The organism is Streptomyces sp. NPDC031111 (assembly GCF_055570675.1).
On the sequence record NZ_JBVIGS010000010.1, the window covers coordinates 308,946 to 330,988 of the forward strand.

Annotated in this window: 17 protein-coding genes; 10 read left to right on the forward strand and 7 right to left on the reverse strand. The window is 70.8% G+C overall.

The genetic code is table 11. The features are described from left to right. The first annotated feature begins 23 nt into the window (after positions 1-23). Together ACZ470_RS22485 and ACZ470_RS22490 are read left to right on the forward strand one after the other, a co-directional pair. The gene (locus ACZ470_RS22485) at positions 24-3,035 is read left to right on the forward strand and encodes a 3-keto-alpha-glucoside-1,2-lyase-like domain-containing protein (protein ID WP_468429697.1); all 3,012 of its coding nucleotides are present in this window, start codon (positions 24-26) and stop codon (positions 3,033-3,035) included. A gap of 131 nt (positions 3,036-3,166) precedes the next feature. Continuing rightward, on the forward strand, positions 3,167-3,970 hold the full coding sequence (locus ACZ470_RS22490; protein ID WP_468429699.1) for a VOC family protein: 804 nt from the start codon (positions 3,167-3,169) through the stop codon (positions 3,968-3,970). Between the two features lie 63 nt (positions 3,971-4,033). Here the strand turns inward: ACZ470_RS22490 and ACZ470_RS22495 are convergent, their stop codons facing one another. After that, positions 4,034-4,423 (reverse strand): RidA family protein, encoded by a 390-nt coding sequence (locus ACZ470_RS22495; RefSeq protein WP_468429700.1) that lies wholly within the window; start codon positions 4,421-4,423, stop codon positions 4,034-4,036. Positions 4,424-4,469: 46 nt separating this feature from the next. Then, positions 4,470-5,120 (reverse strand): phosphoribosyltransferase, encoded by a 651-nt coding sequence (locus tag ACZ470_RS22500; protein ID WP_468429702.1) that lies wholly within the window; start codon positions 5,118-5,120, stop codon positions 4,470-4,472. Positions 5,121-5,396: 276 nt separating this feature from the next. Between ACZ470_RS22500 and ACZ470_RS22505 the strand changes: the two genes are divergently transcribed. From ACZ470_RS22505 to ACZ470_RS22515, 3 genes are all read left to right on the forward strand, one after another. Further along, positions 5,397-6,989, forward strand: a complete 1,593-nt coding sequence (locus ACZ470_RS22505) for an MFS transporter (protein ID WP_468429703.1) — start codon at positions 5,397-5,399, stop codon at positions 6,987-6,989. Between the two features lie 62 nt (positions 6,990-7,051). Next, positions 7,052-7,411: a YciI family protein gene (locus tag ACZ470_RS22510; RefSeq protein WP_468429705.1), complete on the forward strand. Its 360-nt coding sequence runs from the start codon at positions 7,052-7,054 to the stop codon at positions 7,409-7,411. 10 nt (positions 7,412-7,421) lie between these two features. Further along, on the forward strand, positions 7,422-8,669 hold the full coding sequence (locus tag ACZ470_RS22515) for an RNA polymerase sigma factor (RefSeq protein ID WP_468429707.1): 1,248 nt from the start codon (positions 7,422-7,424) through the stop codon (positions 8,667-8,669). Positions 8,670-8,682: 13 nt separating this feature from the next. Here the strand turns inward: ACZ470_RS22515 and ACZ470_RS22520 are convergent, their stop codons facing one another. Then, positions 8,683-9,591, reverse strand: a complete 909-nt coding sequence (locus tag ACZ470_RS22520; protein WP_468429709.1) for an SMP-30/gluconolactonase/LRE family protein — start codon at positions 9,589-9,591, stop codon at positions 8,683-8,685. A gap of 83 nt (positions 9,592-9,674) precedes the next feature. Here ACZ470_RS22520 and ACZ470_RS22525 point away from each other — a divergent pair, with 83 nt between their 5' ends. Beyond that, the gene (locus ACZ470_RS22525) at positions 9,675-10,142 is read left to right on the forward strand and encodes an Lrp/AsnC family transcriptional regulator (RefSeq protein WP_468429734.1); all 468 of its coding nucleotides are present in this window, start codon (positions 9,675-9,677) and stop codon (positions 10,140-10,142) included. On the opposite strand, the gene ACZ470_RS22530 is transcribed toward ACZ470_RS22525, so the two are convergent. Beyond that, a complete protein-coding gene (locus ACZ470_RS22530; protein WP_468429711.1) occupies positions 10,126-10,659 on the reverse strand; it encodes a VOC family protein in 534 nt (177 codons plus the stop codon). The two genes, ACZ470_RS22525 and ACZ470_RS22530, sit on opposite strands and share 17 nt — an antisense overlap. Before the next feature lie 135 nt (positions 10,660-10,794). On the opposite strand from ACZ470_RS22530, the gene ACZ470_RS22535 reads away from it, so the two are divergent. Beyond that, on the forward strand, positions 10,795-11,652 hold the full coding sequence (locus ACZ470_RS22535) for an NmrA family NAD(P)-binding protein (protein ID WP_468429712.1): 858 nt from the start codon (positions 10,795-10,797) through the stop codon (positions 11,650-11,652). A gap of 27 nt (positions 11,653-11,679) precedes the next feature. Here ACZ470_RS22535 and ligA read toward each other — a convergent pair whose 3' ends face one another. After that, positions 11,680-13,749 (reverse strand): NAD-dependent DNA ligase LigA, encoded by a 2,070-nt coding sequence (gene ligA / locus ACZ470_RS22540; protein ID WP_468429714.1) that lies wholly within the window; start codon positions 13,747-13,749, stop codon positions 11,680-11,682. A gap of 107 nt (positions 13,750-13,856) precedes the next feature. Between ligA and ACZ470_RS22545 the strand changes: the two genes are divergently transcribed. Both ACZ470_RS22545 and ACZ470_RS22550 read left to right on the forward strand, forming a co-directional pair. Further along, entirely contained in the window at positions 13,857-14,426 is a 570-nt protein-coding gene (locus tag ACZ470_RS22545; RefSeq protein WP_468429716.1) for a TetR/AcrR family transcriptional regulator, read from the forward strand. 59 nt (positions 14,427-14,485) lie between these two features. Next, entirely contained in the window at positions 14,486-15,676 is a 1,191-nt protein-coding gene (locus ACZ470_RS22550) for a GDSL-type esterase/lipase family protein (protein WP_468429718.1), read from the forward strand. Position 15,677: 1 nt separating this feature from the next. Here the strand turns inward: ACZ470_RS22550 and ACZ470_RS22555 are convergent, their stop codons facing one another. Next, positions 15,678-16,748 carry a glycoside hydrolase family 43 protein gene (locus ACZ470_RS22555; protein ID WP_468429720.1) on the reverse strand — a complete coding sequence of 357 codons (1,071 nt, stop codon included), beginning with the start codon at positions 16,746-16,748 and terminating at the stop codon, positions 15,678-15,680. Between the two features lie 305 nt (positions 16,749-17,053). Here ACZ470_RS22555 and ACZ470_RS22560 point away from each other — a divergent pair, with 305 nt between their 5' ends. Next, the gene (locus tag ACZ470_RS22560; RefSeq protein ID WP_468429722.1) at positions 17,054-20,326 is read left to right on the forward strand and encodes a LamG-like jellyroll fold domain-containing protein; all 3,273 of its coding nucleotides are present in this window, start codon (positions 17,054-17,056) and stop codon (positions 20,324-20,326) included. A gap of 60 nt (positions 20,327-20,386) precedes the next feature. Here the strand turns inward: ACZ470_RS22560 and ACZ470_RS22565 are convergent, their stop codons facing one another. Then, the gene (locus ACZ470_RS22565) at positions 20,387-21,889 is read right to left on the reverse strand and encodes a glycoside hydrolase family 43 protein (protein WP_468429724.1); all 1,503 of its coding nucleotides are present in this window, start codon (positions 21,887-21,889) and stop codon (positions 20,387-20,389) included. Positions 21,890-22,043: the final 154 nt, after the last annotated feature.

The following is a 22,043-nucleotide window of genomic DNA, read 5'->3' on the forward strand; positions in this document are numbered from 1 at the left end:
CGGTCGACTCAGCAGGAGGAAGCATGGACGCACGGCTGTACGGGCGTGCCCGAAGACGCCTGACAGCGCTGCTCGTCGGCGCGTTCGTCGCGGGCGGGCTCTGGGGGCCGCCCCTGGCGTCGGCGCAGCCGGGCTCCGCACCGCGGGCCGATGTGCCGCCGCAGGAACCCGGCGTCACCCTGCGCGTCTTCGACGTACAGGTCCCGCTCGACAAGATCTGCACGCTCAAGCCCGGACAGACCCCCAACCACGACAAGTTGATGCCGACCGTCGACTGGAGCACGACCGGCGACTTCGGCGGGTTCGGCGACAACTTCGTCACCGAGGTCACCGGCAACATCCATGTACCGGCCGACGGTTCGTACACCTTCCGGCTGACCAGTGACGACGGCTCACGGCTGCTGATCGACGACCGGCTGGTCATCGACCACGACGGACTGCACGGTGCCGAACCCAAGGACGGCACCGTCCAACTCACCGAGGGCATGCACGCGTTGCGCATCGACCACTTCGAGCGCGGCGGCGATCAGGTGCTCAACCTCGCCTGGCAGCCGCCGGGCGCCGACGGATTCGCCACCGTGCCGAACGCGGCGTTGAGCACCGACGCCGGCGTGGTCCGGGTCACCGCCCCGGGCCGCAAGGAGTGCGAGGGCGTCAGGGACTCGCCGGGCGACGGCCTGCCGCTCACCTCCGTGCGCCCCGACCACACCCTCACCGACCTGCGCCCCGAGGGCTTCGAACCGCAGGTCACCGGCATGGACTGGCTGCCCGACGGCCGTCTGGTGGTGAGCACCTGGGGCGGCACCGACAACACGGCCGGCGAGGTCTACGTCATGGACGAGGTCACCGGCACCACGGGCCCCGACAAGGTGAAGGCCACGAAGATCGCCGAGGGCCTCAAGGAACCGATGGGCCTCAAGGTCGTCGACGGCACCGTCTTCGTCTCCCAGAAGCACGAACTGACCGAACTGGGCGACAGCGACGGCGACGGCTTCCTGGACGAGTCCCGGACGGTCGCCACCTGGCCGTACGGCGGCAACTTCCACGAGTTCGCCTTCGGACTACTGTACAGCAAGGGCCACTTCTACGTGAACCTGTCCGTCGCCATCAACTACGGCGGCGCCACCACGGACCCGCAGCCCGCACCCGGCCGCGGCGCGACCATCAAGGTCAACAAGAAGACCGGCAAGGTCAGTTACATCGCCGGTGGCCTCCGCACCCCGAACGGCCTCGGCTGGGGCCCCGGCGGTGACCTCTTCGCCACCGACAACCAGGGCGGTTGGCTCCCTTCGTCGAAGCTGGTCCACATCAAGCAGGACCGCTTCTTCAACCACTACACCAACCCCGCGGGCCCCTTCGACGCGGAACCGGTGACCCAGCCGGTGCTCTGGCTCCCGCAGAACGAGATCGCCAACTCGCCCAGCACGCCGCTCCACCTGACCAAGGGCAGGTTCAAGGGGCAGATGCTGATCGGTGACGTCACCTACGGCGGTCTCCAGCGCGCCTACCTGGAGAAGGTCAAGGGCCAGTACCAGGGCGCCGTCTTCCGCTTCACCCAGGGCCTCGAGGCCGGCGTCAACCGCATCACCATGGGCCCCGACGGCGCGATCTACGCGGGCGGTCTGGGAGCGGACGGCAACTGGGGCCAGGAGGGCAAGCTCAGGTACGGCCTCCAGAAGCTGACGCCGAACGGCGGCAACACCTTCGACATCCAGGCCATGCGGGTGAAGAAGGGCGGCTTCGAGCTGGAGTACACCCAGCCGCTCTCCGAGGAGACCGCTGACAACCTTGTCAGCCACTACGAGGCCGAGCAGTGGCGCTACACCCCGACGCGCGACTACGGCGGACCCAAGATCGCCGAGGAGACCCTGGAGGTGACCTCCGCGAAGCTGTCGGACGACCGCAAGAGGGTGACCCTGGCTGTCGAGGGGCTCGAGCCGGGCCGCGTCGTGCACATCCGCTCCCCGCGCCCGTTCAGCTCGGCGTCGGGCGAGACCCTGTGGAGCACGGAGGCCTGGTACACGCTCAACGCCATGCCGGGCAAGCAGCCCGCACAGGGCCCGCTGTACGAGGCCGAGGAGGCGGCCCTCACCGGGGCGGCCGGCATCAACACGGACCACCGGGGCTACTCCGGCAGCGGATTCGTCGACCGGTACGCCACCCAGGGCGCCACGACGACCTTCGACGTCGAGGTGGACCGGAGCGGGACGTACGACCTGGGGCTGCGTTACTCCAACGGCCCCAACCCGTTCCAGGGCACCAAGTCCCTCTCCCTGTACGTCAACGGGCGGAAGGTGAAACAGACCGAGTTCCGCAGCACCGGCGACTGGGACACCTGGTCGACACAGACCGAAACACTGAGGCTCCGCGCCGGGCACAACAGCATCGCCTACCGGTACGACGAGGGCGACACCGGCCACGTCAACCTCGACGTCCTCGCCGTCGACCGGGACGGCAGTCCGGTCACCCTGTTCGACGGCGACGGCCTCGACCGGTGGCAGCACACCGACGGGCGCCCCGTGGAGTGGCCCGTCACCGACGGCGCGATGGAGGTCTGCTGCGGGGACATCCGCACCAAGGGCAGCTACGACGACTTCAAGCTGCACGTGGAGTACTGGCTGCCGAAGCTGCCCCCGGACGTGACCGGCCAGGACCGCGCCAACAGCGGCGTCTACCTCCAGGACCGGTATGAGCTCCAGATCCTGGACTCCTACGGCGACACCACCCTCGACACCAACGAAGCGGGAGCGATCTATCTGAAGAAGGCCCCTGACGTGAACGCCGCCCGAGCACCCGAGACCTGGCAGTCGTACGACATCGTCTTCCGCGCGGCGCGCTACGACGCCGAGGGCAACAAGACGTCGGACGCGCGGGTCACCGTGGTGTGGAACGGCGAGAAGATCCACGACAACGTGGCCGTCGACGGCCCGACGGGCGGCGGGATCGCCGAGGGACCCGCGGCCGGAGCGATCCGGCTCCAGGACCACGGCAACAAGGTCCGTTACCGCAACATCCGAATCGAGCCGCTGAGTTAGCCCGTCGCGGCCGGCTCCGGTGTCCCGCCGTCCATCGCGGACGGCGGGACACGCCCGGATCCGGCCGAAGGGCGAGTGTCAGTGCCCGGTGGCAGGCTGAGGTCAAAGGGAATCTGCGAAAGGACATCGCGGTGATCACCACTGACTTCGCGCCCGGGGCACCCTGCATGCTGGATCTGGGCGCCCCCGACGTCCCGGCCGCCGCCGCCTTCTACGGCACGGTCCTCGGCTGGGACTACGAGCCCATGGGGGACGCAGAGGCGGAGGGCATGGAAGGCGGCATGTTCCGCAAGGACGGCAAGATGGTCGCCGGGCTCGGCAAGCTCACCGAGGAGGGTGCGCGCTCGGCCTGGATGATCTACTACAGCGTCACCGACGTGGACGCCACGACCCAGGCGGTGGAGCGCGGCGGCGGCACCGTGCGGGTGCCGCCGATGGACCTCGACCAGTGGGGGAGGATGGCCCAGTACAGCGACCCGCTGGGCGGCCAGTTCGCCGTCTGGCAGCCGGGGGAGAGCAAGGGCGTCGACCTGGTGGACGAGCCCGGCTCACTGTCCTGGACCGAGCTGTACACGAGCGACGCGGCGGCGGCGAAGGAGTTCTACGGGGACGTCTTCGGCTGGCAGTACAGCGACATGGAACTGCCGGGCGGCGGGGGCACGTACTCCCTGATCACCCCCGCCGGGCAGCCCGAGGAGCGCATGCACGGCGGCCTCATGGAGGTCCGCAAGGAAGACCTCGCGCCGACGAACGGGCGGCCGTTCTGGCACCCGGTCTTCAACGTCACCGACTGCGACGCCGCGGTCGCCAAGGTCACCGCGAACGGCGGCAGCGTGCAGATGGGACCGGAGGACGCGGAGGGCGTCGGCCGCCTGGCCGTCTGTCTGGACCCGGCCGGCGCCGACTTCGTGGTGCTCACCCCGTCCCAGGGGTGACCGCCGGGGTTCGGCGGGAGCGCTCGCCACGACTCCCGCCGGACACCCCCTGGGGATCCGTCGTCATCGGGCGGGCCGCTGCGCGTACACCTCGATCTCTATCTTCATCCGGGGATCGGCCAGCCCGCACATCAGCATGGTGGCGGCCGGCCGGACCTCGCCGAAGCGGCGGCGCAGCACCGGCCAGCAGGGCTCGAAGTCGTCCCGGTCGGGCAGCATGTACCGCACCCGCACCACGTCGGCGAACGTGCAGTCCGCCTCGGCCAGCGCGGCCTCGATGTTCCGCAGACACTGCTCGGCCTGTTCCACCACATTGTCGGAGATCGTCATGGTGGCGTAGTCGAAGCCGGTCGTGCCGGACACATGCACCCAGTCGCCGTTCACCACGGCGCGGGCATAACCGATCTGCTCCTCGAACGTCGAGCCACTGAGGATCGCGCGTCGCTCTGTCATGCGCGGAACGCTAGGTGACCAGCACGGATACGTCCAACGACACCCCCTAGGCCGGGTGCAGTTCGCGCAGAGCCTCCAGGGTCTCCCGGTCGGAGACCTCGTGAAAGTCCTCGTACCACTCGCCGACCGACGACACCCGCGGCGGCTGGTACAGGGAGACGACGTCGTCGGCCTCGGCCCGCAGCGCCGCCGCGGTCTCGTGAGCGCACACGGGCACCGCCAGCGTCAGACGCAGCGGACCGCGCCGCCGCAGATGCCGCAGGGCCGCGAGGGCGGTGATCCCGGTGACCAGACCGTCGTCCACGACCACGATGCTGTGACCGCTGACGTCCGGGGCGGGGCGACCGCCGCGGTAGTGCTGTTCCCGCCGGCGCAGCTCGTCGCGCGCCCGGGCCACCTCGGGGCCGAGCTTGTCCTCCGACAGGTCCAGCGCCCTCAGGCCCGTACGGTCGAACACCGGTGGGTCGTCCCCGGCGACCGCCCCGATGCCCACCTCGGGGGACCCGGGAACCCCGATCCGCTGGACGACGAGGGCGTCCAGCGGGACCTGCATCGCCCGGGCGATCGCCGCGCCGACCGGGACACCGCCGCGCGGCAACGCCAGCACGGTCACATTCGCGAGATCGCCGCTGCTCGCCCACTCCAGCATCCGGACGGCCAGCTCCTGCCCGGCGTACTCACGGCTTCGGAATCGCACGGCTCGCTCCCTTCCTCGGCCTCGGATACCGGGTAACCGCCATCGCCCCGCCACTCACCTCCCGGCGTCACGACGGATCGCGGCCCGGCCGGAGGGAAAGCCACGGCAGGAGTCCGCCACACCGCGCTCGCCCGCCCCGCCGGACATCCGCCGACGGGCGGATGTCGAAGTCCGCCGGCCCGTTCCGACCCACCGGTGAGAGGCGCCCGCACGGGGCGGGCGCTGTCAGTGCCCGTCGCCGCGCGTCGAGCGGCGGACGGGCGGGAGGAAGGTCTCATGGGTGCGGACGGGGCGGCCGGAGCCGGCGCGGGGCGGGCCGGGCGGCGGGAGTGGGCCGGGCTGGCCGTGCTGGCGCTGCCCACGCTGCTGGTCTCCATCGATGTCTTCGTGCTGCTGCTGGCGCTGCCGCAACTGAGCGCGGATCTGGGGGCCGGCAGCACCGAGCAACTGTGGATCATGGACATCTACGCCTTCATGCTCGCCGGATTCCTGATCACGATGGGCACCCTCGGCGACCGCATCGGCCGCCGCAGGCTGCTGCTGATCGGCGCGGTCGCCTTCGGCGTGGCCTCCGTGGCGGCGGCCTGGGCCGGCAGCCCCGGCGCCCTGATCGCCGCTCGCGCGGTGCTCGGTGTCGCGGGGGCGATGCTGGCGCCGTCGACGATGTCCCTGATCAGCCAGCTGTTCCGCGACCCCGGGCAGCGGGCGACGGCCATCGCCATCTGGATGGTGTGCCTGACGGGCGGCGCCACGATCGGCCCGCTCGTCGGCGGCGCCATGCTGGAGCACTTCTGGTGGGGCTCGGTGTTCCTGCTGGGCGTGCCGGCGATGGCCCTGCTGCTGGTGCTGGGACCGGTCCTGCTGCCCGAGTACCGCGCTCCGCGGGCCGGGCGTCCGGATCCCCTGAGTGTCGTGCTCTCCCTGGCGGCGGTCCTGCCGGTGGTGCACGGGCTGAAGGAGCTGGCCAGGGCGGGCTGGCAGCCGGTGCCCGTGCTGTCCGTCGTGGCGGGCGCCGCCGTCGGCGCGGTGTTCGTGCTTCGTCAGCGGAGGCTCGCCGACCCCCTGCTGGACCTGCGTCTCTTCGCCGACCGCGGGTTGCGCACCGCGCTGGGGACGATGTTCTTCAACACGCTGCTCGTCGGCGCCACCATGCTCTTCGTCACGGAGTATCTGCAACTCGTCGAGGGGCTGACGCCGTTCCGGGCCGGTCTGTGCATGCTGCCCGCGATGGCCGGTTCGGTCGCCGGGTCCCTGCTCGCCCCGGTGCTGGCCCGCCGGTTCCGACCGGCGTATGTGATCGGGGCCGGGCTGCTGGTCTCGGCGGCCGGCCTGCTACTGCTCACCAGGGCCGACGCCGGCCCGGGATCGGGCCTGCCGGCCGTGGTGACCGGGTTCGCGCTGATGAACACCGGCGGCGGCCCGACAGTGGTGCTGGGCACCGACCTCGTGGTCGGCTCCGCACCGCCCGAGAAGGCCGGATCGGCGGCCTCGTTGAACGAGACCAGCGGGCAGTTCGGCTTCGCGCTGGGCCTCGCGGCCCTGGGCAGTCTGGCGACCGCCGTCTATCGTCACCGGATCGAGGGGGCCGTCCCCGAGGGCGCCCCGCCCGCCGCGGCGGAGGCCGCCGCCGACACCCTTGCCGGGGCGGTGGACGCGGCGGAGCGACTGCCCGGCCCGGCCGGAGCGGCCCTGCTGAGCTCCGCCCGCGACGCCTTCACCGGCGGGATGCACGTCGCGGCCGGTGTCAGCTCCGTCGTGCTGACCGTGGTGGCCGTACTCGCCGTGGTCCTGCTCCGCCAGGTGCGCCCAAGTGGTGAAATGCGGGAGCGGCGGGATGTCGAGATCACGGAGTCCGCTCCAACCCCCTAGGGGGCAGGCGCCCGTCCTGGGCGCCGAGCCCGTGAACCCGTACGAACGAGGAGTGATCACCGATGAAGTACATGCTGCTGATCTACAGCAACCCCGCGACCCGGGAAACCCTGTCCAAGGAGATGGACGAGGTGGCCGCCGAGGTGGGCGCGCTGATGGAGGAGCTCACCGCCTCCGGCGAATGGATCGGCGGTGAGGCACTCGCCGACGAGACGAACGCCAGGTCCGTACGGGTGCGCGACGGTGTCCCCACGGTCACGGACGGGCCGTTCGTGGAGGCCAAGGAGTTCCTGGGCGGCTACTGCATCTTCGACTGCGACAGCCTGGAACGGGCCACCGAGATCGCCGCGCGCTGGCCGGACGCCCGGTACAACGCCGTGGAACTGCGGCCGCTCATGAACCAGGCCGGAATGGAGATGTGAGAGGAACGGCATGAAGGCGGACGCGCACGTCGAGGAGCTCCTGCGGGATCTGGGGCCGCGGGTCCTCGGCGTGCTCGTCCGGCGCCACGGACATGGGCAGTTCGACGCGTGCGAGGACGCGGTCCAGGAGGCCCTGATGGCCGCCGCCCTCCAGTGGCCCGAGGAGGGCGTACCGGGCAGCCCGCGGAGCTGGCTGGTCACGGTCGCCGGCCGTCGGCTGACCGACCAGTGGCGCAGCGAACGGGCGCGCCGGCGCCGCGAGGAGAGCGCCGCGGCCCGTGTCCCGGCCGACGCACTGCTCGCCCCGGCCGCCGACGACGAGTCCCCGGGGGAGCGGGACGACACACTGACGCTGCTGTTCCTCTGCTGCCATCCCGCACTCACCGCCGCCTCGCAGATCGCCCTCACCCTGCGCGCCGTCGGCGGTCTCACCACGGCACAGATCGCCCGCGCGTTCCTGATCCCCGAGGCGACCATGGCCCAGCGCATCAGCCGGGCGAAGCAGCGCATCAGGGCGACCGGCGCACGGTCCGGTTCCGCACCGGACTGGGCCGGCCGGCTCGACGCGGTGCTGCATGTGCTGTACCTGATATTCAACGAGGGCTACACCAGCTCCTCCGGCCCGGACCTGCACCGGGGCGAGCTGACCGGCGAGGCCATCCGGCTCACCCGCGCCGTCCACCGGCTGCGGCCCGATGACGGGGAGGTGGCCGGGCTGCTGGCGTTGATGCTGCTCACCGACGCACGGCGTACGGCACGCAGCCGCCCCGACGGCGCGCTGATCCCGCTCGCCGAGCAGGACCGCAGCCGGTGGAACCGGGCGTACATCGACGAGGGCGTCGCCCTCGTCTCGGACGCGCTGGCCCGCGCACCGCTCGGCCAGTACCAGCTCCAGGCCGCGATCGCCGCGGTGCACGACGAGGCGGAGCGGGCGGAGGACACCGACTGGCCGCAGATTCTCGCCCTCTACCGGCTGCTCGAGCGCATGGCGCCCACCAACCCCATGGTGACGCTCAACCACGCGGTCGCGCTGGCGATGGTCGAGGGCCCACGGGCCGGACTGGATCTGCTGAAGACCCTCGAAGGGGACGTGCGGCTGGCGGACCACCACCGGCTGGACGCGGTCACCGCCCATCTGCTGGAGATGGCCGGTGACCTCGACGCCGCCCGTTCCGCCTACCGCTCCGCCGCCCGGCGCACGACCAGCCTTCCCGAGCGGCGCCACCTGGAGAGCCGCGCCGGCCGCCTGACACCGTAGGCCGTGCGGGCCGTCACAGGCGCGGAGCGCCGGTCACCGACATCACCAGGGAGTACAGGGAGGTCGTGGCCGTGATGAACAGGCGGTTGTTCTTCGGGCCGCCGAAGGCGATGTTGGAGACGGGCTCGGGCACGCGCAGCTTTCCGATGAGGGTGCCGTCGGGGTCGTAGCAGTGGACGCCGTCGTCGAGGGCGGCCGCCCACAGCCGGCCCTCGTCGTCGAAGCGGATGTTGTCGAAGTGGACGTCGCCCCCGGCCTCGGCGAAGACCTTGCCGCCGGAGAGCGCGCCGTCCTCATGGACGTCGAACACGTGGATACGGGCGGCGCGAGAGTCGGAGACGTACAGCCGGCTCTCGTCGGGGGAGAGGATCACCCCGTTGGGCCCCTCGAACCCGTCCGCGGCGAGGTGGACGTCGCCCGACGCCGGATCGATCCGGTACACGTTGCACGCCCCGATCTCGGACTCCGCGCGATGACCCTCGTAGTCGCTGGTGATGCCGAAGTCCGGGTCGGAGAACCAGATCGTGCCGTCGGAGCGCACGACGGAGTCGTTGGGGCTGTTGAGCCGCTTGCCGTCGTACCGGTCGGCGAGGACGGTCACCGTTCCGTCCGGCTCGGTGCGGGTGACGCGGCGGTTGCCCTGCTCGCAGGTGACCAGACGGCCACGGCGGTCGACGGTGTTGCCGTTGCTGTGGCCGGCCGGCGCGCGGAAGACACCGACCGTGCCGGTGGCCTCGTCCCAGCGCAGGATGCGGTCGTTCGGGATGTCGCTCCAGATCAGCTGACGCCAGGCGGGCAGATACAGCGGGCCTTCGGCCCAGCGGCAGCCGTCGTACAGGACCTCCAGCCTGCTGTCGCCGTTCGTGCAGCGTCCGGTGCGGAAGCGGTCGTCCAGGATCTCGTACGGGCCGTTGGTGGGCATGGCGTCCCCTCGCAGAGTGATCAGGATGTCATGCAACGTAACACGCACAGCACAGAATCAGATATGGTCATCCCATGAAACAACTGGATGCCATCGACCATCAGCTGATCGGGCTCCTCCAGAGGGACGCGGCACAGTCGTACGCCGCCCTCGGCGGGGCGGTGGGGCTGTCGGCCGGTGCCGCTCACGAACGCGTGCGCAAGCTGCGTGAGCGGGGAGTCATCCGGGCCACGACCGTCGACGTCGACCCAGCGGCGCTCGACCGCGGGGTCCTCGCCTTCGTGCTGGTCGACTCGACGGCGTGGATGGGGGACCGGGCCGAGGACTTCGCCGCCGTGCCGGAGATCCAGGAGGCGCACGTCATCGCCGGCAGCGCGGCCCTCCTGGTGAAGGTGCGCACCGCGACCACCGAGCACCTTCAGGACGTGCTGCGGCGTCTCTACGCGATCGACGGGGTCAGCGGGACCCAGGCGACGGTGGTCCTGGAGACCTTCTTCGAACGCCCGCCGGACGCCGGTCCGCCCGCGTCCCCGGTCACCGGTCCGTCCTGACGGGCGCGCTGCTGCGGCCGTGACGCCTGCCGGTGAGCTCGGCGTCGAGCGTGGCCTGCGCCACCCGCATGCCCTCGATGTGGACGGGGTCCTGCATCCGCTTCCAGATCTCCTCCTCGGAGACGTCCTCGACGTGGCGGACGACCCACCAGATGTTGCCGAAGGGGTCCTTGACGCGCCCTCCGCGCTGCCCGAAGGCGTTGTCCGAGACGGGGGTGACGACCTGCGCGCCGTGCGCGACGGCTCGCGCGAACGCCGCGTCCGCGTCGGTGACGAACACCCGCAGCAGGCTGGGCATGACGGGCCAGTCCGCGCGCCGGTCGAAGGCCAGGACGACGGTGTCGCCGACCCGGATCTCCCCGTGACCGATCGCCCCGTCCTCGGTCGCCACCCGCCCGAGTTCCTCACCGCCGAACGCCTCGGCGACGAAGTCGAGGAACGCTCCCGTGTCGTCGGTCACCACCCACGGGGCGACGGTGGTGTAGCCCTCGGGCGCGGCGCCGGTCTGCTCGGTCATGACGGTGTCCTTTCGCCGATGTCGGTCGTCCACGACGCTAGGCGGCAAGTAGGCCGGATCCTGTCCCTCTTGCCCTTCGCCGAACGTGCCCGCTTGCGGACAGAAGCCGACCGCAAGGCTTCCTACGGTCGTTCCATGACTCACAGCCACAAGATTCTCGTCACCGGCGCCACCGGAACCGTCGGCCGTCAGGTCGTCGCCGAACTCCTCGCCCGCGGGCACGCGGTGCGCGCGCTCACCAGGAACGCCGCCGCGGCCGACCTCCCGGCCGGCGTCGAGGTCGTCCAGGGCGATCTGACCGAACCCGAGAGCCTGGCCGCGGCCCTGGAAGGCGTCACCGGTCTCCACCTGATCACCTTCGGCGGGGCCTACTTCGCCCCGCTGGAGACAGGCCCGCGGATCCTGGAGCTGGCCCGCGCGGCCGGCGTCCGCCGGGTCACCGTGCTGCACGGCGGCGGGCCGTCGCTGCTGGAGGACGCCGTGCGTGCCGACGAGGGCGTGGACTGGACCGTGCTGATGCCGGTCGAGTTCATGGGCAACGCACTGGAGTGGGCGGACGGCATCACCGCGTCGGACGAGGTCCGCGAGCCGTTCGTCGACCGGCTCAGCGCCATGGTCCACGAGGGCGACATCGGCGCCGTCGCCGCCGTCGCGCTCACCGAGGAAGGACACGCCGGCCAGGAGTACGTGATCACCGGCCCCGAGCTGCTGACCGTCGGCGACAAGGTGACGGCGATCGCCGCCGCACGCGGCCGGGACATCACCCTCGTGGAGCTCACCGAGGAGGAGGCCGTCGCGCAGTGGCGGGCGGCCGGACACCCGCAGGACGTGATCGGCTTCCTGCTCGAGGCGTACGGCAACACCCCGGAGGTGGGCCGGACGGTCCTCGACACGGTCGAGAAGGTCACCGGCCGGCCCGCCCGCACCTTCACCCAGTGGGCCGCGGAGCACGCGGACGCGTTCACGGCGGCGGCGTCCGACACCATCGCGTAAGCCCCTCGCGGCCCGAGGTGACCGCGATCAGTCGAGGAGGTCCGCGACGAGGGCCGCGAACTCGTCCGGGGTGGCCAGGCGGACGCCGAGCTGTTCGGCCTTGGCCCGCTTGGAGCCGGCTCCCTCGCCCGCGACGACCAGGGAGGTCTTCTTGGAGACACTGGAGGAGGAGCGTCCCCCGGCCCGTTCGACGAGTCCGTTCATCTCGTTGCGGGACAGCTTCTCCAGGCTCCCGGTCATCGCACCGGTGACCACCACCGTCATCCCGGCCAGCGGGCTGCCCTCGGCCGGCGCCGGGTCCGCACCGGCGGGCGGCGGCGGAGTGGCGCCGGGCTCGGTCATGTTGACGCCGGCGGCGGCGAGCCGGTCGATGAGCGGTGCCAGTTCGGCCAGCTCCGCCACGATCGACGGGGCCTTCTCCGCTCCGATGCCGTCGACCAGCTGCATGGCGTCGGCGTCGGCCGCCCGGATGTTGTCCATGGTGGCGAAGTAGCGGGCGATCCGGCGTGACATGGATCTGCCGGTGCCCCGCACGCCCAGTGCGCACAGCACCCGCGACAGCGGCTGTTCCTTGGCCTTCTCGATCGCGGCCAGCAGATTGTCCGTGCTGGTCTCCCCCATGCGCTCCAGGGCCAGCAACTGGTCGCGCCGGAGGGCGAACAGGTCGGCGAGATCGGCCACCAGCCCGGCGTCGACGAGCTGCACCACACGTGTGGCGCCCAGGCCCTCGATGTCGAGCTGGTCGCGGCCCGCCGCGTAGGCGAGGGAGGCGACGAGATGGCAGTTGCGGCCCTGGGCGCACCGCCAGCGTTCCTCGCCGGTGTCGATGTCCGAACCGCAGCGCGGGCACTGCGCGGGGAACACGATCGGCCGCTCCTCACCCGTGCGCAGATGGGCCACCGGGGCCTCGATGCGCGGGATCACGTCACCGGCGCGGTGGACCATGACGTGGTCGCCGAGGCGCAGGTCGCGGCGGGTGATGTCGGCCGGGTTGTGCAGGGTGGCGTAGGTGATGGTGGAGCCGTCGATGACGACCGGTTCGAGGACGCCGCGCGGCGCGATGATCCCGGTGCGGCCGACGTTCCACTCCACGTCCAGCAGCCGGGTGATCTTCTCCACGGCCGGCAGCTTGTAGGCGATCGCCCAGCGCGGCGCGCGGGAGCCCGATCCGGCCGCCTCCCGGTCGGCGGCGAGGTCGGCCTTGATCACGATCCCGTCGATGCCGAACGGCAGCTCGGCGCGGACCGCGGCGATCTCCTTCACCCGGAGCAGGACCTCCTCGGCGGTCCCGGCGACGACCTCCGGGACCGCGGTCCGGGCGCTGGTGTGCACCCCGAGGTCCGCTGCCAGGGCCATCAGGTCGCTGTGCGCCGATTCGGTCATCCTTTCCGCCAGGGCGGAGTCGGTGTCGGGCAGCGGCAGCAGTCCGTAGCCGAAGAACGTCATCGGCACCGTGTAGGCACGCTCCTTCGCCCGCAGGGTGCCCGCGGCCGCGTTGCGCGGGTTGGCGAACGGCTGCCCGCCGTGACCGGTGCGCACCTCGTTGGCGTGCTCGAACTGGGCGGCGGTCATGAGGACTTCGCCGCGCACCTCCAGGGTGACCGGCTCGTCCAGCTGCTCGGGCAGCCCCTCGATGGTGCCGATGGCGTGCGAGACGTCCTCCCCGGCCGTCCCGTCCCCACGGGTGATCAACTGGCGCAGCCTGCCGCCGCTGTAGCGGGCGGCGATCGCCAGCCCGTCGAGCTTCGGACCCACACTGAAGCGTGTCGCGTCACGGCCGATCCGGCGCGCCAGCGAGGCGGTCCAGGCGGTGAACTCCTCCGCGGAGAACACGTTGTCGAGGCTGAGCATCGGCACCGTGTGCGGAACATCGCCCACCACCGCGCCGCCGGCGACCTTGCCGGTGGGGGAGTCGGGCAGTATCCCGTCCGGATGTTCCGCCTCCCAGTCGGCGATGCCCCGTACCAGCCGGTCGTACGCGTCGTCGTCCAGCGGCGAGGTGCCCCCCTCGTAGTAGGCGGCCGCCGCACGCACGGCGTCCTCGACCGCCTGTGCGTAGGCGGCGGCATCGACGATCACTGCTGAAGGTGTGGTCATGTGTCACATCCTGCCGCCCACCACTGACAATCGATCATGGATGATAGGCGTTTGCCTAAAAGCTTTAGGTGAATGCATAATCGAATCAGTTGATCGGAAGGTTGGGTATGGCACGCGCACGACTGACCCCCGAACGCCTGACCAGGGCCGGGGCGGAGCTCGCCGACGAGGTCGGCTTCGACCGGGTGACCGTCTCGGAGCTCGCCCGGCGTTTCGACGTCAAGGTGGCGAGCCTGTACTCCCATCTGAAGAACTCCGAGGACCTCAAGACGCGGATCGCGCTGCTCGCCCTGGAGGAACTCGCCGACCGGGCCGCCGACGCGCTGGCCGGGCGGTCCGGCAAGGACGCCCTGACGGCCCTGGCCAACGTGTACCGGGACTACGCGCGGGAGCATCCCGGCCGCTACGCGGCGGCCCAGTTCCGGCTCAGCCCGGAGGCGGCCGCCGCGAGCGCGGGAGTCCGGCACGCCCGGATGACCCGCGCCCTCCTGCGCGGCTACGACCTGAAGGAACCGGACCAGACCCACGCCGTCCGGCTGCTGGGCAGTGTGTTCCACGGTTACGTCAGCATCGAGATGGGCGGCGGGTTCAGCCACAGCGCCCCCGACACCCAGGAGACCTGGACGCGCATCCTCGACGCGCTGGACGCCCTCCTGCGCAACTGGCCCGAATCCTGACGGCGACTCCGGGACCCACCACCGACTCACCCGCCCACCCCGACATACGGATCGAAGCAATGCCCTCCACCCCGAACACCACCTGGACCACCACGCCCATCACCGCGGACATCGTGCGCGGCGCCCTCGACCTGGAGCGCACCGAGCACGGGGTCCTGCCCCACCGCCTGCCCGCGTGGGTCCGCGCCCGGTACACCGACGGACAGCTCGCCATGGCCGAGTCCCAGCCCTCCGGCGTACGCCTGGTCTTCCGCACCCGGGCGACCGCGGTCGAACTCGACACCCTGCCCACCAAGCGGGTCCACGTCGGGGCCCCGCCCCGTCCGGACGGCCTGTACGACCTGCTCGTCGACGGACGCCCGGCCGGCCGGGCGACGGCGACCGGCGGCAACACCCTGACCATCGACATGAGCACCGGAACCGTCCGGCACGCCACCGGCCCCGCCGACACCCTCCGCTTCGGCGGCCTCTCCGAGGACGACAAGACCGTCGAGATCTGGCTGCCGCACAACGAGACCACCGAACTCGTCGCCCTGCGCACCGACGCCCCCGTCGAGCCCGTGCCCGCGTCCGGGCGCAGGACGTGGCTGCACCACGGCAGCTCCATCAGCCACGGCTCCGACGCCGCGAGCCCGACGGCCACCTGGCCCGCGCTCGCCGCGGCCCGGGGCGGAGTGGAACTGGTCAACCTGGGCTTCGGCGGCAGCGCCCTGCTCGACCCGTTCGTCGCGCGGACCATGCGCGACACGCCGGCCGACCTGATCAGCGTCAAGATCGGCATCAACCTGGTCAACGCCGACCTGATGCGGTTGCGCGCCTTCGTCCCGGCCGTCCACGGCTTCCTCGACACCATCCGCGAGGGCCACCCCACCGCACCGCTGCTGGTCGTCTCGCCGATCCTGTGCCCCATCCACGAGGACACACCCGGCCCCACCGCCTTCGACTTCAGCCACCTCGACGAGGGCCGGCTGCTGTTCACCGCCGCGGGTGACCCCGGGGAACGGGCCGAGGGCAAGCTGACGCTCAACGTCGTACGCGAGGAGCTGAAGCGCGTCGTGGCGCAACGGGCGGCGGACGACCCGAACCTGTACCACCTCGACGGCCGTGACCTCTACGGCGAGGCGGACCACGCCGAACTGCCGCTGCCCGACCGGCTGCACCCCGACGAGGCCACCCACCGCCGCATCGGCGAACGGTTCGCCGCCCAGGCCTTCGCGGCCGACGGACCGTTCACCGGCGGCCGGGGCTGACCTACTCGAAGAACTTCAGGCTCCAGCCGGTGTCCGTGTTCGGTCCCGGGACGTTGGCGCGGCTGTAGGTGGTGTTGCCCCACCAGCAGAACGTGCCCGTGTACCAGTAGCGGTTCTCCCAGGTGTACGGCGTGCCCTTGGGCACCGCGTGGAACATCAGCGGGAAGCGGGGGCCGGCCGGCGGGCTGGTGCCGATGTCGCCGTGCAGCAGCACGAAGCTGTGGTGCCCGGGGCCGTTGACGTGCAGCGTCGGGTCCCAGCCGGCCATCATCGTCGCCCGGTTGGAGCCGAACAGACAGCCGTTGGACTTGTACCAGTCCCACACGTACGTCGGGTCGCCGCCGGCCCGCAGCCGCAGGTCGGCCAGGCAGTACTGGTCGCTCCAGCTGCCGTTGGCGGAGTACACGATGTGCAGCTGCCCGTTCGGGTCCTTGATGGGCTCGGGTCCCTCGTTGATGAACGGGTTGCCCACCACCCGCTCCCAGCTCTCCCGGGGCTGGGAGATGATGTGCCGCGCGCCGGTCGGTGTGGTGGGGCTGCTCATCCGGGCGATGTACAGGTTCTGCTCGACGTTGGTGTCCCCGGCCCAGCCGGACCAGACGAACCAGCGCTGGCCGTTGAAGGTGAACAGGGTCCCGTCGATGGCCCACTTGTCGTCCGGCAGGGCGAGCTTCGTCTCGGCGGAGTAGCCGCGGTCGGGGCTGGCGGAGCTGATCACATACATCCGGTGGGCGGCACCGCGCCCGGCCGTGAAGTAGATGTAGTAGCGCCCGCCGTCCATCACGATCTCCGGAGCCCAGACCTCCCCGCGTTCGCGGGTGTCCGACCAGACCTGCCGCGGGGTGGCCGAGTCCAGGGCGTCCGTGGACGGGGCCTGCCGTACGACGATGCCGCCGCCGGCCGACTGCACGGAGATGTAGGTGCCGCCCACCCGGAGCACGCTCGGGTCCGCGGCGCGGAGCCCGGTCTGGTCCGCCCGGGCGGGATGCGCGGACGTCAGGGTCAGCGCGGCGGCGAGGACGCCGGACAGTACGAAGCCGACCAGGCCGGCCAGACGGCGAGAAAGTCCCATCGGTCCCGCTTCCCCTCCACGCCCGTATTTACATCGATGCAAGGTATGCCCTCACAGGGTTGTGGTTGGAGCCGGACATGTCAATACGGTCGCGGGCCCCGGGTCTCCACCGGCGTGCCGTCCTCCCGGACCCACGCCCGTTACTGACGTCGTGTCAGCTGTGCGCGATCCCTGGACAGTGCTCGGCCGCCGTGTTGTCATTCCGCTGCACACCGGTTTTCCAACGTTGGAAGGAATCCCGGGCCGAGTCGACGACGCCTTCCGCCTCGGGTCGGCCCCATGCCCTCTGCGCGAGGAAAGGTTCGATGACCAGAAAACTCACCCGCTCGAGATCCAGATCCTGGGCGCTGCTGACCGTCGCCGCCCTGGCCCTGTCCACGGGCGCCCTGGCACCGGCCGCGACGGCGGCCGAACCGGCCGGCACCACCTCCGTCCGGTCCGCCGCCGACGCCGACGTCACGGTGCACGGCCTGAAGGGCGAGTACTTCAGCATGTCGGCGCCGGGCGCCCGGGACTTCGCCGAACTCGGCGGCACCCTGCTGGAGCCGCAGATCAACTTCTCCGGACTGACCGGCACCTTCGAGGAGCTGACCGGGCGCACGGAGCACACCACCGCCCGCTGGACCGGGCAGATCGAGGCCCCCGAGACCGGCGCGTACACCTTCCACGCCATCGGTGACAACGGCTTCCGCCTCTTCATCGACGACGAGCCGGTGATCGACCACTGGGTGGGTGACTGGGACAAGGAGCAGACCAGCACACCGATCCAGCTGACCGCCGGGGAGAAGCACGACTTCCGCCTGGAGATGTTCCAGGACGTCGGCGGGGCCAACATGTTCCTGCGCTGGTCGACTCCGACGATGGCCAAGCAACTGGTGCCGACGACGGCGTTCACCCCGCCCGCCGGCTTCGAGGTCTTCCCGGTGGAGCCGACCGTGACCGAGGACGGACGGCGACTGCGCGTCCGGTTCGAGGACCGGGTGAGCGACCTCGCCGAGGTGGCGGACCACCTCAAGATCGAGGCCGACACCACCGCCATGCCCATCCGGTCGGTGGCCGCCTTCCCCGGTGACAACGATTCCCTCCTCGTCACCCTCGCCGAGCCGATCCAGAAGAACCAGCAGGTCCGGTTCATCTACGACGGCCAGGGCGGTCTCAAGGCCGGCGACAAGGCCGTGCCCCGGATCGTCCGCTACGCCACCAACACCTCCACCCACCGCATCACCACCCCGTGGGGCGACAAGGTCGACAAGAGGAACCCGCTGCCCGAATACCCCCGCCCGCAGCAGGTCCGCGACCGGTGGAAGAACCTCAACGGGCCCTGGCAGTTCAGCGGCGCCGAGGCCGGTGAGCAGCCGGTCTTCGGCAAGGACCTCGACGAGAAGATCATCGTGCCGTTCCCGGTCGAGTCGCAGCTCTCCGGGCTCGAGCGGCACGAGGACCACATGTTCTACCGCAAGCTCGTGGACGTGCCGAAGAGCTGGCAGGTCGGCGGGAGCGGCTCGGCGAACCGGCTCAAGCTCAACTTCGGCGCCGTCGACTACCAGGCCACGGTCTGGGTCAACGGCAAGAAGGTCGCCGAACACACCGGCGGCTACAACGCCTTCAGCGCCGACATCACCGACGCGCTCAAGGGCCGGGGACAGCAGGAGATCGTGGTCGCGGTCACCGACACCGGCGGCGCCGACCAGCCGATGGGCAAGCAGTCCACCAACCCCGGCGGCATCTTCTACACCCAGTCGTCCGGCATCTGGCAGACCGTCTGGATGGAGCCCGTCGCCGACACCTCCATCGACAACGTCGTCACCACGCCCGACATCGACAGCGGCACGCTGGCCGTCACCGTCGAGTCCGACGACGCCTCGAGGACGGCCCGCGTCGAGGCCGTGGCCCGCGACGCCCGCGGAAAGGTCGTCGGCAGGGTCAGTGGCCCCGCCAACGGCAAGCTCAGCCTGCCCGTCGCCGAGCAGCACCTGTGGAGCCCGGACGACCCCTACCTCTACGACCTCGACATCAAGCTGAAGGACGGCCGCTCCACCGACAGGATCGGCAGCTACTTCGGCATGCGCGAGATCGGCATCGAGGAGGTCGGCGGCTACCGGAAGCTGGTCCTCAACGGCAAGCCGATCTTCTCCCTCGCCACCCTCGACCAGGGCTTCTGGCCCGACGGCCTCTACACCGCGCCCAGCGACGACGCCCTGGCCTTCGACCTCGAGGCGCACAAGAAGCTCGGCTTCAACGCCGTCCGCAAGCACATCAAGGTGGAGTCGCCCCGCTGGTTCTACCACGCGGACAGGCTCGGTCTGCTGGTCTGGCAGGACTTCGTCTCCGGCAACATCACCAACGAGACCGGACAGAAGGCCTTCGTCGACCAGGGCCGCGAGATGATGCGCCGGCACCACAACTCGCCCTCCGTCATCGGCTGGATCGTCTTCAACGAGGGCTGGGGCGAGTGGAACCGCGAGGAGAGCGGCCGCATCGCCGAGTCGGTGAAGGCCGCCGACCCGTCCCGCGTCGTCAACGCCCACAGCGGTGTCAACTGCTGCAACTCCAAGGGCGACTCGGGGAAGGGCGACATCATCGACCACCACGACTACAACAACGAGGACCCGCCCTTCCCGGACCACCGGGCGGCCATGGACGGCGAGCACGGCGGCTTCACCCTGCGCACCCCGGGACACATGTGGCCGGGCACGCCGACCGTGATCTACAGCGGTGTCGCCGACAAGGAGGCACTGACCCGCAAGTACGTCGAGAACACCGAGAAGTTCTACCTCGACCAGGCCGGCGCCGAACTCTCCGGCTCGGTGTACACGCAGATCACCGACCTGGAGAACGAGCTCAACGGCCTCTACACCTACGACCGCCGGGAGATCAAGGTCGACCCGGTGCGGGTGCGCGAGATCAACCGGAAGGTCATCGCGGCCGGAGCCGCCGTGGGGGACCGCGAGCAGCTGAAGGGCGGCGGGTCGTGGGCCCTCGACGAGGGCACCGGCACCACCGCGAAGGACGCCGGCCCCAATGACAAGCCGCTGGAGCTGACCGAGGGGACCACCTGGACCACCGGAGTCAGCGGCAGCGCGCTGAAGTTCGACGGCCAGGGACAGTACGCCGAGACCGACGGCCCGGTGCTCGACACCACCGGCAGCTACACGGTGTCCGCGTGGGTCACCCTGGACTCGCTGCCGGGCAACTACGCCACCGCCGTCAGCCAGGACGCGCAGCGTCGGACGAGCCCCTTCTACCTTCAGTACGGACAGGGCGCCTTCGCCTTCAGCACGCCGGACGGGCAGCGCGCCCGCCTGGAGACCACGCCCGAGACCGGCCGCTGGTACCACCTGGTCGGTGTGCGTGACGACTCGACCGGCGAGATCACGCTCTACGTCGACGGCAAGCGGGCGGCGACCGTCAAGGGCGGCCCGAACTACGTCGCCTCCGGCCCCTTCACGGTGGGCCGCGCCCAGTGGAACGGCCAGCACACCGACTTCTGGGACGGAGCGGTGGACGAGGTCCACGCCTACGACCGGGCGCTCACGGCCGAGGAGGTGAGCGCGCTGTACGGGGCGGAGAAGCCGTAACCGCCTCGACGGCGGAAGGTGCGGGCGTCCTCGGCGTCCGCACCTTCCGCCGTGTGCGGGCTACTGCGCCCGGCGCACCGCCACGTTGTCGAACGTGGCGGTGGTGTCGAAGACCCGCACACCGTTCGCACCGCTGGGGTACGTGGCGTCGGTGACCGAGATCCTGGGCCTGGTCATGTCGTCGACATACACCTTGAGGGAGGGGCCGACGGCCGTGACCCGCAGCTTGTGCGTGGAGCCCGGGGCGATCCGCAGATCGGCGGTCGCCAGCGGGGTCCAGGAGCCGTTCACCCTCCCGAGCACCACCTTGCCGCTCGGGCCGATGCCCGCGTAGTAGCCGCTGTAGCTGTCGGTACCGACCGCCGGCCGGGTCACCCGGAAGGTGAGGCCGGCGTCACCACCGCGCGAGGTCACCGTGACGTCGGCCTCCTGGGTGAAGTCGGCGAAGTTCGTGTCGAGCAGTGCCTTGCCGCCGGCCGAGCGGCCCGCCCGGTAGCGTCCGCCGGTCACCGACCAGGATCCGCCGTAGGTCTTCCAGCCCAGCGCGTTGCCGTCGGCGAAGTTGTCCCGCACCTTCATCTCGATGCGCTCGATCGTGCCGTCGGGCCGGAAGTGCATCCGGTCGTACGCCAGTTGACGGTGGTTGCCGTCGGTCTCGCTGAGCGGGCGCCGGTGGTAGAAGATGTACCAGAGGTCGGTGCCGGGCACATTGACGACCGAGTTGTGGCCGGAGCCCCTGGCGACCGCGGGGTCCTGGGCGAGCACCTTGTCGAGCTTGACGAAGGGGCCGGTCGGCGAGTCGGAGATGGCGTACGACACCGAGTAGTCGGGCCCCGTCCAGCCGCCCTCGGACCACATGAGGTAGTACTTCCCGTCCCGCTTGAACATCTGCGATCCCTCGACGTAGTCCGCCGGGGTGATCTCCTTGAACGTCGACCCGTCGGCGAAGGTGCCGAGGCTGGTCATGTCCGGGTTGAGCTTGACGACGTTCGCGTGGCCCCAGCCGCCGTAGTACATGTACGCCTGGCCGTCGTCGTCGATGAAGACGTCCTGGTCGATGGGTTGGGCGCCGTTGTGGAACGCTGAGATCAGCGGCCGTCCGATGGCGTCCTCGTACGGGCCCTCGGGCCGGTCGGCGACGGCCACCCCGATCCCGCCGGGCTGGGAGTCGTTCTGGATGTCGTTGGCGGCGAAGTACAGGTAGTACTTGCCGTCGCGCTCGATGGGCGCGGGCGCCCACATCGCGCGTTCCGCCCAGGAGATGTCCTCCTTGGTCAGGATGTCGCTGTGCTTGGTCCAGTGGACCAGGTCGGTGGAGGAGAAGGCGTCCAGGTGCGTCTGCTCGTCGTAGGGCCTCGAGGTGGTGGGGTAGACCCAGTAGACGCCGTCGTGGACGGCGATGTCGGGGTCGGCGTACCAGCCGTCGACGAAGGGGTTGCCGGCCTCGGCTGTCGTGTACTCCGGCGCGGCGACGGCGGCGGAGGGTGACAGCGTTGTCAGCAGTCCGCCGGCGAGCAGGGTGGCGCAGCACTTGGCGGCGAGTCCGGTCCTTCTGGCAATCATCGTCCAGGAACTCCCATGGTTGAGGGGAAAACGGGTGCGGGGGGGGGGGGGGGGGGGGGGGAAGACCCCCCCCCCCCCCCACCCCCCCCCCCCCCCCCCCACAAGACAAGAGGGTGTGCCCCCCCACGTGCTTTTCGCCCCCCCCCCCTTTCGG

Bases quoted from the DNA above. Each gene is read 5' to 3' on its own strand.
- ACZ470_RS22530 (WP_468429711.1), bottom strand. From the start codon at position 10,659: ATGACCGAGCAGACCGGCGCCGCGCCCGAGGGCTACACCACCGTCGCC.
- ACZ470_RS22515 (WP_468429707.1), top strand. From the start codon at position 7,422: ATGAAGGCGGACGCGCACGTCGAGGAGCTCCTGCGGGATCTGGGGCCG.
- ACZ470_RS22520 (WP_468429709.1), bottom strand. From the start codon at position 9,591: ATGCCCACCAACGGCCCGTACGAGATCCTGGACGACCGCTTCCGCACC.
- ACZ470_RS22505 (WP_468429703.1), top strand. From the start codon at position 5,397: ATGGGTGCGGACGGGGCGGCCGGAGCCGGCGCGGGGCGGGCCGGGCGG.
- ACZ470_RS22550 (WP_468429718.1), top strand. From the start codon at position 14,486: ATGCCCTCCACCCCGAACACCACCTGGACCACCACGCCCATCACCGCG.
- ACZ470_RS22485 (WP_468429697.1), top strand. From the start codon at position 24: ATGGACGCACGGCTGTACGGGCGTGCCCGAAGACGCCTGACAGCGCTG.
- ACZ470_RS22555 (WP_468429720.1), bottom strand. From the start codon at position 16,748: ATGGGACTTTCTCGCCGTCTGGCCGGCCTGGTCGGCTTCGTACTGTCC.
- ligA (WP_468429714.1), bottom strand. From the start codon at position 13,749: ATGACCACACCTTCAGCAGTGATCGTCGATGCCGCCGCCTACGCACAG.
- ACZ470_RS22545 (WP_468429716.1), top strand. From the start codon at position 13,857: ATGGCACGCGCACGACTGACCCCCGAACGCCTGACCAGGGCCGGGGCG.
- ACZ470_RS22560 (WP_468429722.1), top strand. From the start codon at position 17,054: ATGACCAGAAAACTCACCCGCTCGAGATCCAGATCCTGGGCGCTGCTG.
- ACZ470_RS22495 (WP_468429700.1), bottom strand. From the start codon at position 4,423: ATGACAGAGCGACGCGCGATCCTCAGTGGCTCGACGTTCGAGGAGCAG.
- ACZ470_RS22565 (WP_468429724.1), bottom strand. From the start codon at position 21,889: ATGATTGCCAGAAGGACCGGACTCGCCGCCAAGTGCTGCGCCACCCTG.
- ACZ470_RS22510 (WP_468429705.1), top strand. From the start codon at position 7,052: ATGAAGTACATGCTGCTGATCTACAGCAACCCCGCGACCCGGGAAACC.
- ACZ470_RS22535 (WP_468429712.1), top strand. From the start codon at position 10,795: ATGACTCACAGCCACAAGATTCTCGTCACCGGCGCCACCGGAACCGTC.